Source organism: Marinobacterium mangrovicola, from assembly GCF_004339595.1.
In the GTDB taxonomy this organism is placed as follows: domain Bacteria; phylum Pseudomonadota; class Gammaproteobacteria; order Pseudomonadales; family Balneatricaceae; genus Marinobacterium_D; species Marinobacterium_D mangrovicola.
In genome coordinates this window covers 1248218-1263230 of record NZ_SMFU01000007.1, presented here as the reverse complement: position 1 = coordinate 1263230, position 15013 = coordinate 1248218, and the positions used below count along the sequence as shown (strand labels likewise).

General features: G+C 56.6%; 13 protein-coding genes. 7 read left to right on the top strand and 6 right to left on the bottom strand.

From position 1 onward, the window contains the following. Window positions 1–27 precede the first annotated feature (27 nt). From CLV83_RS06680 to CLV83_RS06665, 4 genes are all read left to right on the top strand, one after another. Window positions 28–537: an ureidoglycolate lyase gene (locus tag CLV83_RS06680; protein WP_132289238.1), complete on the top strand. Its 510-nt coding sequence runs from the start codon at window positions 28–30 to the stop codon at window positions 535–537. Beyond that, the gene (gene guaD / locus CLV83_RS06675; RefSeq protein WP_132289235.1) at window positions 534–1841 is read left to right on the top strand and encodes a guanine deaminase; all 1308 of its coding nucleotides are present in this window, start codon (window positions 534–536) and stop codon (window positions 1839–1841) included. Before CLV83_RS06680 ends, guaD begins: the two co-directional genes overlap by 4 nt. Next, entirely contained in the window at window positions 1842–3053 is a 1212-nt protein-coding gene (locus CLV83_RS06670) for a urate hydroxylase PuuD (RefSeq protein WP_243642301.1), read from the top strand. A 241-nt stretch (window positions 3054–3294) separates the two neighbouring features. Next, window positions 3295–4062 carry a hypothetical protein gene (locus CLV83_RS06665; RefSeq protein ID WP_243642300.1) on the top strand — a complete coding sequence of 256 codons (768 nt, stop codon included), beginning with the start codon at window positions 3295–3297 and terminating at the stop codon, window positions 4060–4062. Between the two features lie 67 nt (window positions 4063–4129). Here the strand turns inward: CLV83_RS06665 and CLV83_RS06660 are convergent, their stop codons facing one another. Beyond that, entirely contained in the window at window positions 4130–5593 is a 1464-nt protein-coding gene (locus CLV83_RS06660) for a DUF3360 family protein (protein ID WP_132289232.1), read from the bottom strand. A 255-nt stretch (window positions 5594–5848) separates the two neighbouring features. Then, the gene (locus CLV83_RS06655; protein WP_132289229.1) at window positions 5849–6409 is read right to left on the bottom strand and encodes a cysteine hydrolase family protein; all 561 of its coding nucleotides are present in this window, start codon (window positions 6407–6409) and stop codon (window positions 5849–5851) included. 106 nt (window positions 6410–6515) lie between these two features. Between CLV83_RS06655 and CLV83_RS06650 the strand changes: the two genes are divergently transcribed. Next, a complete protein-coding gene (locus CLV83_RS06650) occupies window positions 6516–7484 on the top strand; it encodes a GlxA family transcriptional regulator (RefSeq protein ID WP_132289226.1) in 969 nt (322 codons plus the stop codon). Between the two features lie 282 nt (window positions 7485–7766). Further along, on the top strand, window positions 7767–9101 hold the full coding sequence (locus CLV83_RS06645) for a ferredoxin reductase family protein (RefSeq protein ID WP_132289223.1): 1335 nt from the start codon (window positions 7767–7769) through the stop codon (window positions 9099–9101). A 43-nt stretch (window positions 9102–9144) separates the two neighbouring features. Here the strand turns inward: CLV83_RS06645 and CLV83_RS06640 are convergent, their stop codons facing one another. Next, on the bottom strand, window positions 9145–11157 hold the full coding sequence (locus CLV83_RS06640) for a PP2C family protein-serine/threonine phosphatase (protein ID WP_132289220.1): 2013 nt from the start codon (window positions 11155–11157) through the stop codon (window positions 9145–9147). A 246-nt stretch (window positions 11158–11403) separates the two neighbouring features. Between CLV83_RS06640 and CLV83_RS06635 the strand changes: the two genes are divergently transcribed. Continuing rightward, entirely contained in the window at window positions 11404–12561 is a 1158-nt protein-coding gene (locus CLV83_RS06635) for a lipase family alpha/beta hydrolase (protein ID WP_165900249.1), read from the top strand. A 67-nt stretch (window positions 12562–12628) separates the two neighbouring features. On the opposite strand, the gene ppiC is transcribed toward CLV83_RS06635, so the two are convergent. From ppiC to CLV83_RS06620, 3 genes are all read right to left on the bottom strand, one after another. Then, window positions 12629–12907: a peptidylprolyl isomerase PpiC gene (gene ppiC / locus CLV83_RS06630; RefSeq protein WP_132289214.1), complete on the bottom strand. Its 279-nt coding sequence runs from the start codon at window positions 12905–12907 to the stop codon at window positions 12629–12631. Window positions 12908–13183: 276 nt separating this feature from the next. Beyond that, window positions 13184–13648: a DUF2269 family protein gene (locus tag CLV83_RS06625; RefSeq protein WP_132289211.1), complete on the bottom strand. Its 465-nt coding sequence runs from the start codon at window positions 13646–13648 to the stop codon at window positions 13184–13186. A gap of 2 nt (window positions 13649–13650) precedes the next feature. Next, a complete protein-coding gene (locus tag CLV83_RS06620) occupies window positions 13651–14934 on the bottom strand; it encodes an NAD(P)H-binding protein (RefSeq protein ID WP_132289208.1) in 1284 nt (427 codons plus the stop codon). Window positions 14935–15013 lie beyond the last annotated feature (79 nt).

Sequence of the window (15013 nt, the reverse complement as noted above, 5' to 3'; positions counted from 1 at the left end):
ACCAACATTAGATTCAACGAGATACCGATGATACTTAAACCCATGCCGCTGACGGCGGAAGCGTTCGCACCCTATGGTGATCTGATTGAAACGGGCGCTGATCCGATGATCATCAACTACGGCAATACCGAACGTCATCACGATCTGGCCGACCTCGACCTGAGCGAGAAAGAGGGCAAGGCGATCGTGAGCATCTTCCGCTCCAAGCCTCTGCCGCTGCCGTTGAGCCTCAAGATAATGGAGCGTCATCCGCTGTCGTCCCAGGCGTTTATCCCAATGGGCACTGAGCCTTATCTCGTAGTTGTGGCGCCCGCCGGTGAGTTTGATGCCAGCAAGCTGCAGGCCTTCATTGCCCGCCCAGACCAGGGCGTGAACTATGCGCGCGGCACCTGGCATCACTTCTGCCTGGCGCTGAACGACGTCAGCGACTTTGTAGTGATCGATCGCGGTGGCGAAGGCCCCAACTGCGACGAAGCGGAACTGCCAGAACAGGTGGACGTTGATCTCTCCGGCATAGCGGAGATTCTTGCCGGATGAGTCCGCAACAGAAAGTGATCCGGGGCGCGATCCTCGATTTTATCGATGATCCCGCGCTGAGCGGCGATGAAGCCTGGCGTTATATCGAGGACGGCATTCTCTGGATCGAGGACGGCCGGGTTAAGAAAACCGGTAGTTACGAAGAGCTGTCAGCCGAGCTGCCCGAGTCGATTGAGCTGCATGAGTACAGCCATCACCTGATTCTGCCCGGATTTATCGATACCCATATCCATTACCCGCAGACCGAGATGATCGCCGCCTACGGCGAGCGTCTGCTGGAGTGGCTCGAAACCTACACCTTCCCGGTGGAGAGCAAGTTTGGTGACGAGGCCTACGGTCGCGAGATCGCTTCGGTGTTCCTCGAGGAGCTGCTGAAAAACGGTACCACCACGGCGCTGGTGTTTGGCACCGTGCATCCCGAGTCGGTGGACGCCTTCTTCACCGAAGCGCAGAAGCGCCGCCTGCGGATGATTGCTGGCAAGGTGATGATGGACCGCAACGCGCCCGATTTTATCTGTGATGAAGCGGAGCAGAGCTATACCGACTCCAAGGCACTGATCGAACGCTGGCACGGCGTGGATCGTCTGCAGTACGCGGTAACGCCGCGGTTTGCGCCCACCAGCACGGACAGGCAGCTGGAGCTGGCCGGCAAGTTGCTGAAGGAGTATCCCGGCGTCTACATGCACACGCATCTGGCGGAAAACGTGGAGGAGTGTGCCTGGGTGGCGGAGCTGTTCCCGCAGTCGAAGCACTACCTGGATGTTTACGACCAGGCGGGCCTGCTGTCGGAGCGTAGCGTTTTCGCCCACGGTATCCATCTCTGTGATGACGCCTGTGAACGTTTGAGCGAGACCGGCTCCGCCATCGCTCACTGCCCCACGTCGAACCTGTTCCTGGGTTCCGGCCTGATCGAGCTGGAGCGCCTGGCGGAAAAGGGCGTTCAGGTGGGTGTGGGCACCGATGTGGGCGGTGGTACCAGTTTCTCCATGTTCCAGACCCTGGCCGACGCCTACAAGGTGCAGGCGATGCGAAACCGGAAGCTGGATCCATTTCGTGCGCTCTATCTGGCGACGTTGGGCGGCGCCCGCGCGCTGGATCTGGAAGGTTGCATCGGCAACTTCGAACCGGGCTGCGAGGCGGATTTCATCTGCATCGATCTTCATGCCACGCCGTTCCTTAAATTCCGCACCGAACGCTGCCGTTCGCTGTTTGAAACACTGTTTGTACTCAACACCCTGGGCGACGATCGGCTGATCGATACCACCTGGGTCATGGGAGAGATCGCCCACAGGAGGGATTCATAAGTGATTGACGCTCAACTCACCGCCTATCTGTATGACTGGCTGCACCTGCTGCTAAGGTTTCTGCACGTGGTCACGGCCATCGCCTGGATCGGTGCGTCCTTCTACTTCGTCTGGCTGGATAACTCACTGGAAGAGCCGCCGAAGTGGAAAAAGGACAAGGGGATCAAGGGCGACCTCTGGTCGATCCACGGTGGCGGTTTCTACGAGATCGCCAAGTATCAGCTGGCGCCGGAATCGATGCCCAAGCATCTGCACTGGTTCAAGTGGGAGGCGTACTCCACCTGGATCACCGGCGCGCTGCTGATGAGCCTGCTCTACTACGTGGGAGCCAGCAGCTACCTGATTGATCCCGGCAAGGTGGATCTGACCGAGTGGCAGGCGATCGGTATCAGCGTCGCGACGTTGCTGGGCGGTTTTATCATTTATGAGGCGGCCTGCCGTTCTCCGCTGGTGAATCACGGCCTGGTGTTTGGCTTGGTGATGCTGGTGATCATTACCGCCATCGCCTGGGGCCTGAGCCAGGTGTTCGGTGATCGCGCGGCCTACATCCATGTAGGGGCTCTGATCGGCACCTGCATGGCCGGAAACGTCTTCTTCGGCATCATGCCGGCCCAGCGTGGTCTGGTGGATGCGGTCAAACGTGGTGTGACGCCCGACCCCAAACCGGCGCTGATGGCTAAGCTGCGCTCTACGCACAACAACTACGCCACCTTGCCGGTGTTGTTCATTATGCTCAGCAACCATTACCCGATGACCTACGGGCATGATTATGGCTGGCTGATCCTGGGTGCGCTGGCGCTGATCGGTGCCTGGGCGCGTCACTTCTTCAACCTGCGTCATCAGGGTGTGTTCAAACCCTGGATTCTGATATCGGCGTTTCTGGCGTTTTGCATACTGATTTTGGTGGTGCGTCCGGCTCCGCGCGTAATGGCCGAGCATAGTGGTGCGGTGATGAGCGATGCCGAAGCGGTGGCGCTGGTGCAGACCCGCTGCAGCGCCTGCCACAGCGCCACACCGAGCGACGATGTGTTCACCGTGGCACCCTCAGGCGTGATGTTCGATACCGCCGACCAGGTGAGCCGCTGGATGGATCGTATCGAGGCGCGTTCGGTGCTGACCCACGATATGCCGTTCCTCAATAAAACCGGCATGACCGATGAGGAAAGAGCGCAGCTCGGCGCCTGGATCGCGGAGCAGCGCAAGGCTGAATAAGATCTTCAACGACTGAACGACCAACGCGGGGTAAGTGTTCTCAGCCCCGCGTTCTCCCGCACTATTTCCCCAGTTTTACCTTCCCCTGCGAAACCAGGCTAAAACGCCGGTTTCGTATTTTTTTGCCTGAATAGCGGAGTAGTATTCCCGGCCGGTTATTAAGCAATGGCCGATATGGCGTCGATAACTGTATCCTCTCCCTGGTGAGATCACTGGCCATAAATGGAGTGGCAGCAACCCCATGGAATGCCCTAACTGCGGATATGAGCGTCAACCACAAGACAGCCATGTGATGGAGGGTGTCTGTCCTAACTGCGGTATCGCCTATGTGAAGTGGAAGGCGCGTCAGGAAGAGCTAGGTACCGCTGAGAATCAGGCGACCTCGCTGGAGGAACCCGACAGCTTCATCATCGAGCCGGTCCTTCCGATCTGGAAACGGGTGCTGAGACGGTTGGCGGCAGAGCCGGAAAAGGTGGACTCGGTCAGTTTCGCCGGTCAGGCGCTGATCTACGTGGCCTTCTTTTTCTGGGGCTGGTCGTTCATTCTCGGTGGTATCGATTGGCAGGGCATCGGCGGCTCTTTTCTGCACAGCGTTAACCTGCCGTTTCATGAATTTGGCCATGTGCTGTTCAGCCCCTTTGGCCGTTTTATGATGTTTCTTGGTGGCAGCCTGTTCCAGGTGCTGATGCCGCTGGGATTGATGCTCGCGTTTATCCTGCAGCGTCGCGATAACTTCGCTGCGTCGATCATGCTCTGGTGGTCTGGGCAGAACTTTATCGATGTCTCTCCCTATATTGCCGATGCCAAGTATCGATCCCTGCCACTGATTATGGGCATGGGAGAAGAGTCCCACGACTGGGGTAACCTGCTGCGTATGAGCGGGACGCTGGACAAGGCGCAGAGCTACGCTCAGCAGTGGTTCGCCATTGGCGTGATCCTGATGCTGATCAGTTTCTGCTGGGGTGGCTGGCTGTTGTATCGCCAGTTTCAGCGGCTAAGAGAAGAGTAGGCTGATGAGTAAAAAGGGCCGGCGCTCAGAGAACGCCGGCCCTTTTTTATGCGTTTATCAGTGTCTATCAGTGCTGAAACGCGCTCAATAGTGGCGGAATACCCGGGAACATGCCGATACCGGCCATCACCGCGCAAAGGATACCGAAGGTCAGGCCCGGAATGATCCAGCGACCGGTATGACCCAGGGTTTTGCCACGCTCCTTGCAGCCGATCAGGCCCAGGTTGTCCAGCAACACTGTCAGCGACCAACCAAATACCGGATTTACCAGCGCGGAAGAGAAGATAACAATAGCCGCCGACTGGGTGGTTTTGCCTTCACGCGTCATCTGCATACCGGCTTCCAGCAGCGGCAGGAACACGCCAACCACCAGTGCCACGCTCAGCACTGGCTGCCAGATCGCCAGATCCATCGGGTAGCCCCAGATCGCTGCAACCACGCACAGGAGGCCGGTGAGCACCGCACCCGCGGCAATCGGACGGCGAGCGATCGCTGCCGGTACGATGTAGGTTCCCCAGGACGATGACAGGTTGCCACCGCCGAGCAGGCTGCCTACGGTCTGGCGTGCGGCGGTGGATACCATGGTGTCATCGATATTCATCAACACCCGTTCGGTCTTCGGCGGGTAGCTCAGCTCCTGAAACACGCGGTGTCCCAGGAAATCCGGTGACCACATCGCTACCGCCAGCACCGCGAACGGCGCCACCGCCACAAAGTGTTCAAAAGAGGGAAGGCCAAGCTGCCAACCGGTATCCTCGCCCCACCAGTAGGCGGGATTCATGTTCGGAATACCCGGTTCGGTGCTGAATTCGAACGGCGCGCCCAGCGCATAGGCGATCACGCCAGCCAGCACGGAACCCAGTGGAATCGCCAGCCAGCGCAGCTTCATGTGCTCCAGCCAGGCGTACATCAGGATGGTGCTGATAATGATCACGAAGGCGATATAGGCCATATCGAAGCTTTCCGCCCAGGCGAACAGCTTGCTGATCTGGCTGGTGATGCCGATAAAACCCAGATATAGCAGCAATCCGCCACAAACCCCGTTACTGGTCAGTTTCGCCAGCAGGCTGCCGCCCTTGGTGATACCGAGGATAAAGCCGAACACGCCGATCAAGATACCCAGCGCCATCGGGTGGCCACCGGAAGCAACGATCAGCGGAATCAGCGGGATCAGTGGGCCATGTGTACCCGCCAGGTTAGCGGTGGGGTTAAGGAATCCGGAGACCAGCACCACAAACAGCAGTGCGGCGATCAGCAGTTCGAAGCGGGAGTTCTCCACCACAAACTCTGGTGACAGACCCAGAGGGGCGGCAAAGGCACCGACCACGGCCGCGACCATCACGATCTTGCCGATCGTGGCGGCCATGGCCGGTACCCAGTCCTCAAATTCAAAGCGGTAGTCACGGAACGGAAGGTTAGGCCGCCAGCGCCTGGGCGCCATCACCTGCAGCTCATGCTCCAGGTATTCGGTACGGGTATTGAATGCGGAACGCGGCTTGTGCTGTTTTTTATATGTATCGGTACTGCTCATGTCGGCTCTGATCCTTTGGGTCGACCTATCGCGAACAAGCAAGTCTAGGTAGCGGGAACAGGTGCCACAATTGATCCTTAGGCTAAGACATCGTCTTTCGGCAACCGATATGGGAACGCGGGGCCGTGAATGATCGTCGTCACGCCCGAGTAGAAAAGCCGCTATTTACAGCCATCTAACTGGGATAAAACTCGGTTTTCATAAACGTAATGTGCCCATCCGTATAGATGGGCTAGGTTTAAATGACGACCAGGCTTAACGCTGGGCTGCCATGTTCAGAAGCTCCTCTGTGCTGATCACTTCGCCATAGGCAAAGGCCAATGCGGCCATAAAGGCGGCATGCACCTGTGCCGCGGGGACTTTGATACCGTTGAACTCCAGATCCAGGGTGGCGCAGGCATCGTGTACCAGGGTGTTCGCGTAGCCCAGGTCAGCGGCGGCTCGGGTGACGGCGTCGATACACATATGACTCATCGCACCGACGATCACCAGATTGGTAATACCTTCCCGCTGCAGCAATGTCTGGAGTTCAGTGTCCTTAAAGCTGTTCACGCCGTGCTTCAGAATCTGGAACTCTCCCTCAGCCGGCAGCAGGTTGTCGTGGATCTTTGCGCCCTCACTGCCGGGGGTGAAAAACGGAGCCTCGCTGGAGGTAAATTCATGGCGGACATGAATCACCGGTAACCCGCGCTCGCGGAAGTCGGCCAGAACCCGGGCGGCATTGGCGGCTGCCGACTCGATGCCTTCCAGCGGCCATTTACCCTTGGCAAAGTAGTCGTTCTGCATATCGATGATGATCAGGGCGGTTTTGCTCATAGTGCTCTCCTTATGGTGTTCTCCGGTTGAGTTATGTCGCTAATGCTATCCGTAGCTGTTAGCCTGCATCGATGGCAGAACTGACAATAAGAGTGCAAATACTGACATGAGCCAAAGTATCCAGGTTGCGGTGCTGATGATCCCCGGCACCGCTCAGTCGGCGGTGTATGGACTGATCGATCTTTTTCAGAGTGCTAACCGCATACTGGCGCAGATGCAGCAGGGTTCAGAGCTCAGCTTCGAGGTATCTCGCTGGCAGTTGGAGGAAGGGGAGCTCACGGCTCTGGATACTCATGCGGATTCCCCGTCGTTGGTGATAGTGCCGCCAATACTGGCGGGCCAGGCTTATCTTGAGCCGCATCCTGAGCTTTGTGCGCAGCTGACAGGCTGGCATCAGAGAGGAGCGGTTGTCAGTTCAGCCTGTGCCGGCTCATTTCTGTTGGCGCAGGCGGGGCTGCTCGAGGGGCGCACAGCAACCACCCATTGGCAGCTAGAAGGGGCTTTCCGTAAATACTATCCAGACGTAGAGCTGGATACCGATTCACTGTTGCTGGCAGATTCTGATCTGGTCACCGCGGGTGGTGTCATGGCCTGGATGGATCTGGGGCTGCATCTTATTGGGCGCTACGTCCCGCCGACGGTGGTGCAGGCGCTGGCACGTTTCCTTCTGGTCGATACCGGCACGCGACAGCAAAGCTATTATCGCGGCTTCATCCCTGTGCTCGATCACAGTGACAAGCCGATATTGATGGTTCAGCACCATATTCACCGGGAGTATGGGCAGCCGCTCAGTGTTGGGGAAATGGCTCAGGTCGCGAGCCTGAGCGAGCGTACCTTTATCCGCCGTTTTCAAAAGGCGACCGGTATGCGGCCTGCAGAATATCTGCAGCATCAGCGCGTACAAAAGGCCCGTGAAATGCTGGAAAACACCGCAACGACGGTAGAGCGCGTGGGCTGGCAGGTAGGGTATGAGGATGTCAGTGCGTTTCGGCGGATGTTTCAGAAACACACTGGGCTCACGCCTGGGCAGCATCGGGAACGTTTCTGCGGCCACTCACCTGAGAGCCCTAAATAGACTCTCTTTTCCCTGGCATCCCTCAGGCCGCTTTTCTGCTGAATAAACTCAGCTTTAACAGCCCTTTCTTGCCGTTACTGCAAGACCCCGGATTGTCAAAAGCCGGGTAGACCTATGAGGCTCTCGAACAGATTTATACGCCAGCTTTGGCGGTAGCAAGTTATCTCTTTATTAGCGAACAATAATAAATAAGAGAAAGCCTGACGCAGGGCACAGACCCTCCTCAGCACCGGCATTATCATCGATACCAGAGCAAAGGAACCCGCCTGTAGTGGAGGCGTTATGAAGAATGTTCAGCGTGTGTTTTGGCTGGTTTTACTGGGTCTCAGTGGCCTCTGGCTGTTGGCAGATACCCTGTTACCTGACCCTTTTACCTACTTCTCGTTCCGCACTGTGTTCGTTCAGTATACGGGCGTAGTTGGCATGGGCATGATGAGCCTGGCGATGATGCTGGCGCTAAGGCCCAAGTGGGTGGAGCCTCCACTTGATGGGTTGGACAAAATGTACCGGCTGCATAAGTGGCTGGGTATCGGTGGCCTGGTTTTCTCGACTGTGCATTGGTGGTGGGGAAAAGGAACCAAGTGGATGGTCGGCTGGGGTTGGCTAAGCCGTCCCGAGCATAACGCCGCTGGTGAGCCGTCCCTTTCGGCCTTTGAGCAGTGGCTGAACAGCCAGCGGGGCCTTGCCGAAACTATCGGTGAATGGGTGTTTTACGCGGCGGCGATTTTAATCATTCTGGCGTTGGTTAACTCCTTCCCTTACCACTGGTTCAGAAAAACTCACAAACTGCTGGCCCTGGCGTATCTGGCGTTGGTTTATCACAGCCTGGTGCTGCTCACCTTTGACTACTGGCTCCAGCCGGTGGGTGTGGTGATGGCACTCTTGATGCTGGGCGGCAGTATCGCGGCGGTTATCGTGCTCACTGGTCGAGTGGGCCATTCGCGCAAAGTCGCGGGTATTCTTGAGCACCTCGAATATTATCCCGCCCTTAAAATGAACGAGGGTTTCATCCGGCTCGAAAAGGGCTGGCCGGGTCATAAACCGGGGCAGTTTGCCTTTGTAACTTCCGAAAACAATGAAGGGGCTCACCCTTACACGATCGCTTCCGCCTGGAACCCGGAGGCGCCGGGTCTGCGGTTTATCGTCAAGGAACTGGGCGACTGGACAGGGCAGCTGAGAACCCGCTTGCAGGTGGGTCAGCCGGTCTCCGTAGAGGGGCCTTATGGTTGCTTTGATTTCAGTGATCGGCCTGAGCGCCAGATCTGGGTAGGCGCGGGAATCGGCATCACCCCGTTTATCGCCAAACTGGAACAGCTGGCGCAGTCAGGGGAGCGTCGCGAGGTGGATCTGTTTCATGTCAGTGCTGAATATGAGCAGGCGGCGTTCGACAAGCTGACTGCGGCTGCAGAGGCCGCGCAGGTTCGCTTACATATTCGGATGACTCCCAGCGAAGGGCGCCTGACACCGGAACAGATTCGGGCCGCGGTGCCAGAGTGGCGCGAGGCGAGCCTCTGGTTCTGTGGACCGGCAGCCTTTGGTAACTTCCTGCGCGAGGATTTTACCCGGCATGGGTTGCCGAGCAAGCACGTCCATCAAGAGCTTTTCGCGATGCGTTGAACATCGCCCTTGAAGTCGAGCTAAGTCGCGGCTCACGGTGGTTTCAGTACCTTGCCTGGATGACCAGCAGGGTGCGGTCGCCGCCGGGGCCACTGGTGTATTGCTCCAGGTCTCGACGTACCCGCGTGATCAGATCCTCTGCTGTGCCTGTACCCAGTTCCTCCAGAGCCCGCTCAAGTCCTGCCAGGCCGTACTGGCGACGTGTTTCATCCAGCGCATCGACAATGCCGTCCAGACCGATGACCAGGATATCGCCTGGACTTAGCTCTAAAGACACCGGTTGTGGGGTATCCATCGAAACCCCAAGTGACAGAGGGTCGGCAGCAGCGGGTATCTTTTCTATTGTCTGGCCATGACGCAAAAGCAACGGGTCCATACCCGCCCCCAGGGCGCTGATCGATTGACCGCCTTTTTCGATTTTTAGCAACCAGGCACCAAGCGGTCCAAACCCGGTCAGGTCTTTGCGGGCGAATGATTCGAGGCGGGCAGCCAGTGCTGGCAGATCCTGGCTTTCGTGCACGCCAGAGCGCAGGGCCGCGCGCAGTTGGGCACCCTGTATCGCCGCTGCTACGCCATTGCCGGGAAATTTAAACAGGCCGAAAAGGACAGCTTCCGGCTCATCGTTTCCGTCCAGTGGAATAGCGTCGTAGAACTCGCCACCCACCGCTTCTGATGGCTCATGCCATACCTGGATATCGAGCCGAGAAAGTTCCGGAAGGGCGCTGGGCAATAACATATTATGGATCGATAGAGCCACGCGCAGATCTTCACGGGCTGCCGAGAAGGTTTGCAGCGCGGCGCGCATTCGCTCTAGCGTAGCCGAGAGGTGGCGGATCTCCTTGATGTTGGATTTGACCGGCTTCACCGGTTCGAAATTCAGCCGCTGCATGCGGTTACCGTTATCGGTGAGCTGCTGCAAGGGCGCGGCATAACGGCGCGACAGCCAGAGCGCGCGCAGCATCGCCAGCAGCAGCACCGCGCCGGTGGTAACGATGATGATCAGCCCTGAGTCCGGCAGCGCCTCAAGCAGCTGCTCTTCGGGAACCACTGCACCGATCCAGATATCGTCAGAGGTACGCAGCCCTGAACGGGTTATCTCGCCCCACCAGGACTCACTCTGGTGCGTAAACTCGACGGGAGAGCCTGGTAGAGTGGGGTGGGTTTCAAGTGCATCACTGACGAAGCTCGCCAAGGGGCCACCTAGCTCCGCCGGTCGACTCAGCACGTAATTGATCATGGTTGCTTCGTCGGTGAAGCGCTCATCGGCGGGCACTCCCACTACAAGCATTCCCTGGGGGCTGTCCGGCTTGCCTCGCAGCACAAATACCTTGCCGTCCCGGCCCTCTTCGAGGTTTGAGGTGAAGCGGCTGATGTCTGCCAGCAGGATATCAAAGCCAAGCACGATTACCTGTCCGGTATGGGTTCGCTGCGCAAGGCTCAATGTCAGGCCAGGTTCCTGGGTGGTGAAGAATTTATAAGGGCGGGTCCAGTAAATGCGCTCGCGGATTGGCGCGTCTTCGCCCAATTCAGCCAGTAACTGCAGTGCGCCCTGATGCCAAGGACGTTGTCTGGCGTCGTAGCTCAACTCACGTTGCTGGATCGGCCTGGGGTCATCTTTCGCGCTCCATTCACGCCAGTCTTCGCGCGCGCCCCAGGCCTCGGGGCGGGTAAGCCGGCTCTGCCAACGACCCGCTGATTTGAGCAGCATGTATTCGTCGCCGTTTTCATGGGCATACATCACCGAGGAAAGCTGCGGCAGCCGTTCAATAAGCGGAGTGAAGTAGCGATCGAGATCTTGCAGGGGGAACTGCTGGAATTCACCATTGATCGCGCGTTCGGCGGAGATCTCGATCGCGGCCTGAACCGGTCCAAAGAAGCCCATGATTCTGGCGTCGGTGGTAGCGATTACCTGATTGGTCAGTGCGCCTGACAGCCTTTTTACTGTCCTCTCCGTCACGATAAGGGAGGTTACCAGCAAGATAACGCCGAGGAGCAGCACTCCCGATGTCAGGTTGAAGAGCAAGCTTTTCTGGAACGGAACAGCCCTGTTTCTCATCTACCCGCCCTCAGGTGGTTCACACGACGATTGCAGATCAGATTACTATACTCATTCGAATCTGGTTAGCCGGGCTTAGCCATGTTTTCACTCACGCGTTTTTCTGAACCATCAGCAGATCACCTAACGCGCACGCGCAACGCGGCGCAGGGCGGAACTCCGCCCAATCCGGTAATTGTGATACCGGGCGTATTGGGCTCCAAACTTGTATCCGATTCAGACGCGCAGTCGGTCTGGGGAGAGTGGGTGCCCGGGTTTACCGATCCAGCCTCGAACGAGGCGGCACAACTGTTCGGCCTGCCGATGGCGATTGGAACGCCGCTGGATCAGCTGCGCAGCGCAAGCCAGGTTGATGGCGTCCTCGGGATTGTGCGCGGCTCCATGGTTGGAGTGCCCTTAAAGGTTACCGCCTACGGTGATGTGATGAGCGCCATGGGGGTAGAGAGCTTTTCCGATACCTTCGTTGAAAGCCGAAGCGAAGCGCTCAGCAGCGGCGCCGAGGCTTTCGAGTTCAGTTACGACTGGCGTCGCAGCCTGGATGAAAGCGCCATCGCGCTGCAGGCATTCATTCATCGGGCGACGCGGTTTCTGCAGGTGCGGCGCAACAGCAGCGAGCCTATCCGGTTCAATATTGTGGCGCATTCCATGGGTGGGTTGCTGTTACGTTACTTTCTGCAGTTCGGCGGCCAGTTGCTTCCGTATGACGGATCAGGCCCTCGCCTGAATTGGGGCGGTGCAGCGTACGTCGACAAGGCGGTGATCATCGGTACGCCCAATGCAGGTGCCGTGCAGATGCTGGACCGGCTGGTGCAGGGCATTCCCGGCAACCCCATGCATCCAGCATACGGGCCAGTGTTGGTGGGTACCTTTCCTTCTGGGTATCAGCTGCTGCCGCGGCCCAGACATAAGCCGCACGGCAATGGCGACAACAACATACTGGATGCGGATTTCTGGTTATCCCACGATTGGGGTATCACTGCATCCTGGCTGGTTGAGGAGCGCGCGCGGCAGTTACCGGGGCTCTCCTCACCGGGGCAGCGCCTTGAGGTCGCTGAGGATCATCTTCGCAAGTGCCTACACAATGCCCAGGTGTTCCATCACGCCATGGATCAGCCCCTGGAGGCGGTGCCCGATCACCTGGAGCTTCATCTCTTTGTCGGCGATGCGCATCGCACCCCGATGCATTTCAGCGGTGAGCGTGGTGACCGCCAGCTCAGGTGGACCGCCTTCGGACCCGGTGACGGCACCGTATTGGCAAGCAGTGTCAGGCTGGATGAGACCGACCGCAGTTCACCGATCCCCTGGAACAGCATCACTATGCTGAAGAGCAACCATATGGGGTTGGTTAAAGACCGACAGCTACTTGGCCAGGTGCTTGAACTACTCGGCAGGGCGGGTCATTAGGCCAGCATCCGAGCAGCGCCCGGATCCTGAGCCGATCACTGCTCGACGTGCGAAGATCTGAAGCTTCTCAACTGCGATACAGCGTCTTGATCAGGTGGTAGCCGAAGCGGGTCTTGATCGGGCCATGTACCTTTAGAATCGGGCGCTTGAACACCACGTCATCGAACGCTTTAACCATATCGCCACGATGAAATTCGCCCAGATCACCACCACGCTTGCCGGAGGGGCAGATGGAGTGGCGTTTCGCCAGTTCGCCAAAGTTTTTACCTTTCTTCAGCTGTTCAAGAATCTCTTCAGCTTCTTTTCGTGTCTTTACCAGAATGTGCAGTGCCGCCGCTGTAGCCATAACGCCTCCCATCAATTGAGGCGAATACTAACCTAAATCTATAGCCTGTGGGACCGGTTGGACGAGGCTTTAGTGCGGGCTTGATGGCTGGCTCTGGCCCAGAGCAGACATTAGACACGCCGTGAACTAGGCCAGCTATCGGCACATAGCTGCCGTTGACGACTCCTCTTCCATGCGCCTTGCAAATGATAGCTTTTGTAGGCCGACCTGAGCCCTCTTTGGGGAAGAGCGCGTCCAAAGCTTTCTTGGCTCATGAGAAAACCGTCAGGAGAATGCTTATATTGGCTTGATCACCATTAGTGCTGTGACTACTACCATCGCCAGAAAAGCTGGGATGCCCAATGCAGTCCATATCCTTAACTGTTGGTGATAGGACGGAGGCAATAGAGTGTTGTCGTTTAAACAGCTCTCGGCCTGGTCCCGCATTTGGATTTGAAGCACTACGACTGGCACCCAGCAAGCGCCTGCAAAAAGGTACAGCCCAACGGTAAGCCAAAGCCAGGTCAGTTCAAGCGACAAACCAGCAAGATGGATCATCCAAAAGCCTGTTATAGGCTGGATGATGACAGTCGGTGTCGTGAACATCCAGTCGGCTCTGACTACAAGGCGATTTGTCACAGCAATTGCATTTAGATTGCCAGAAAGATCTGTGAACAGCTTATAAAAAGCGCTTCCCAAACCTGTTCCAAACAGCAGGATAGCGCTGAGAATGTGTAGCCACTTGATTATCAGGTATTCCATGATCACTTCCTTGTCATCGCTAATAGGCAAAGAGTTGCAGCAGCCATTGGTAGGTTCTTTGTAACTGGGCCGAACGGGTGTAGCCAAAGTTCAGGCAGCAATCCTGTGATGATCAGTGTGTAGATCATCATGATGCTCAACTGAATAACTAAAACGGATTTAATCCAGCGATCAAAAAGCATCATCAGGCCAATCGCTAGGTCTACCAAACCACCTCCGTAAAGAAGAAGAGTTGCCAAAGCTCCGGTAATCCCTGCTTGTTCAAGGATTTTTAGACTTTCTGATTCGGGATAGATACCAAGCGAGCAAACACCAGTTACGACCCACACCAGTGCAATGCACCAACGGAGTAGCCAGGGCATAAAAAACAGACTGGAGTACCAACGATCAGCTGTTTGAGCTGGATGTTGACCGAGTTCATCAGAGGGTGAGCGCGGAGTGAATTTGAATGCCTGAACAAACGCACTTACATCGCTGGTATTTCCCCTAGCTAGCATCGCCACGGTTTCCTCAGTTACAGGTGCATTTCCTAATTTGCCAGCAAGTTTGCCGAGCTTTAGAGCTACTGGATATTTGATTGGAAGGGGTCTTAGAGCACCTAGCCCAAGCCAATTCCTATGTAGGGATAACAGGGCAGCAAAACTGATCGATTGGGGGCCAACTAGATCGATATGCTTGTGAACTGTGGTGTCAGCTTCCAAGCATAGGGAAATCGCCTTGGCCACATCTTTGATATAGATTGGCTGAATCAACTGCTCTCCGTGGCCGACCAGCGGTGTTAATGGAAGGGCAGCAAGGGCTTTGAACAATTCGGTGCTCTTTGCTCCAGGGCCGTAAACGATAGAGGGTCGAAGTATTGTCCAGTCAAGATCGCACTTTGATAGATGTCTATCAGCGGCGCGTTTGCTTAGGTGATAGTTGCTTTCAGCATGGCGATCAGCGCCTAGAGCTGAGATTTGGATGACACGCCTGACACGTGCTTCAACACACGCATCGAAAAGTGAACAAGGGGCATTTTGATGTATGTCTTCAAAGCGCTGGGTACCAGTTTCTCGGATGATACCTACCGCGTTTATCACCAAATCAATATCTTCTAGCCGAGGTAGCCAGCTTCCGATGTCGTGGTCTCTCCTAAAATCGACCTGGACCGTATCTGCCTCGGGGTAATAGCGCTGAAAATTTTCAGCGTTGCGAACAGCTGCACGTACATGATGTCCGTTAGCAGTTAGATACTGGTACAAGTTCTTTCCAATAAAGCCGTTTGATCCACACAACAATATATTCATGCCGCTTTATGCCCCCTCTTCAGTTGATTGATGGGCGGATGCTGAAGGCGATAAAGACCCGTTTTCAGGGATAGATTTC

Coding starts and splice junctions, on each gene's coding strand:
- CLV83_RS06680 (WP_132289238.1), top strand. CDS start 28: ATGATACTTAAACCCATGCCGCTGACGGCGGAAGCGTTCGCACCCTAT.
- guaD (WP_132289235.1), top strand. CDS start 534: ATGAGTCCGCAACAGAAAGTGATCCGGGGCGCGATCCTCGATTTTATC.
- CLV83_RS06665 (WP_243642300.1), top strand. CDS start 3,295: ATGGAATGCCCTAACTGCGGATATGAGCGTCAACCACAAGACAGCCAT.
- CLV83_RS06660 (WP_132289232.1), bottom strand. CDS start 5,593: ATGAGCAGTACCGATACATATAAAAAACAGCACAAGCCGCGTTCCGCA.
- CLV83_RS06655 (WP_132289229.1), bottom strand. CDS start 6,409: ATGAGCAAAACCGCCCTGATCATCATCGATATGCAGAACGACTACTTT.
- CLV83_RS06650 (WP_132289226.1), top strand. CDS start 6,516: ATGAGCCAAAGTATCCAGGTTGCGGTGCTGATGATCCCCGGCACCGCT.
- CLV83_RS06645 (WP_132289223.1), top strand. CDS start 7,767: ATGAAGAATGTTCAGCGTGTGTTTTGGCTGGTTTTACTGGGTCTCAGT.
- CLV83_RS06640 (WP_132289220.1), bottom strand. CDS start 11,157: ATGAGAAACAGGGCTGTTCCGTTCCAGAAAAGCTTGCTCTTCAACCTG.
- ppiC (WP_132289214.1), bottom strand. CDS start 12,907: ATGGCTACAGCGGCGGCACTGCACATTCTGGTAAAGACACGAAAAGAA.
- CLV83_RS06625 (WP_132289211.1), bottom strand. CDS start 13,648: ATGGAATACCTGATAATCAAGTGGCTACACATTCTCAGCGCTATCCTG.
- CLV83_RS06620 (WP_132289208.1), bottom strand. CDS start 14,934: ATGAATATATTGTTGTGTGGATCAAACGGCTTTATTGGAAAGAACTTG.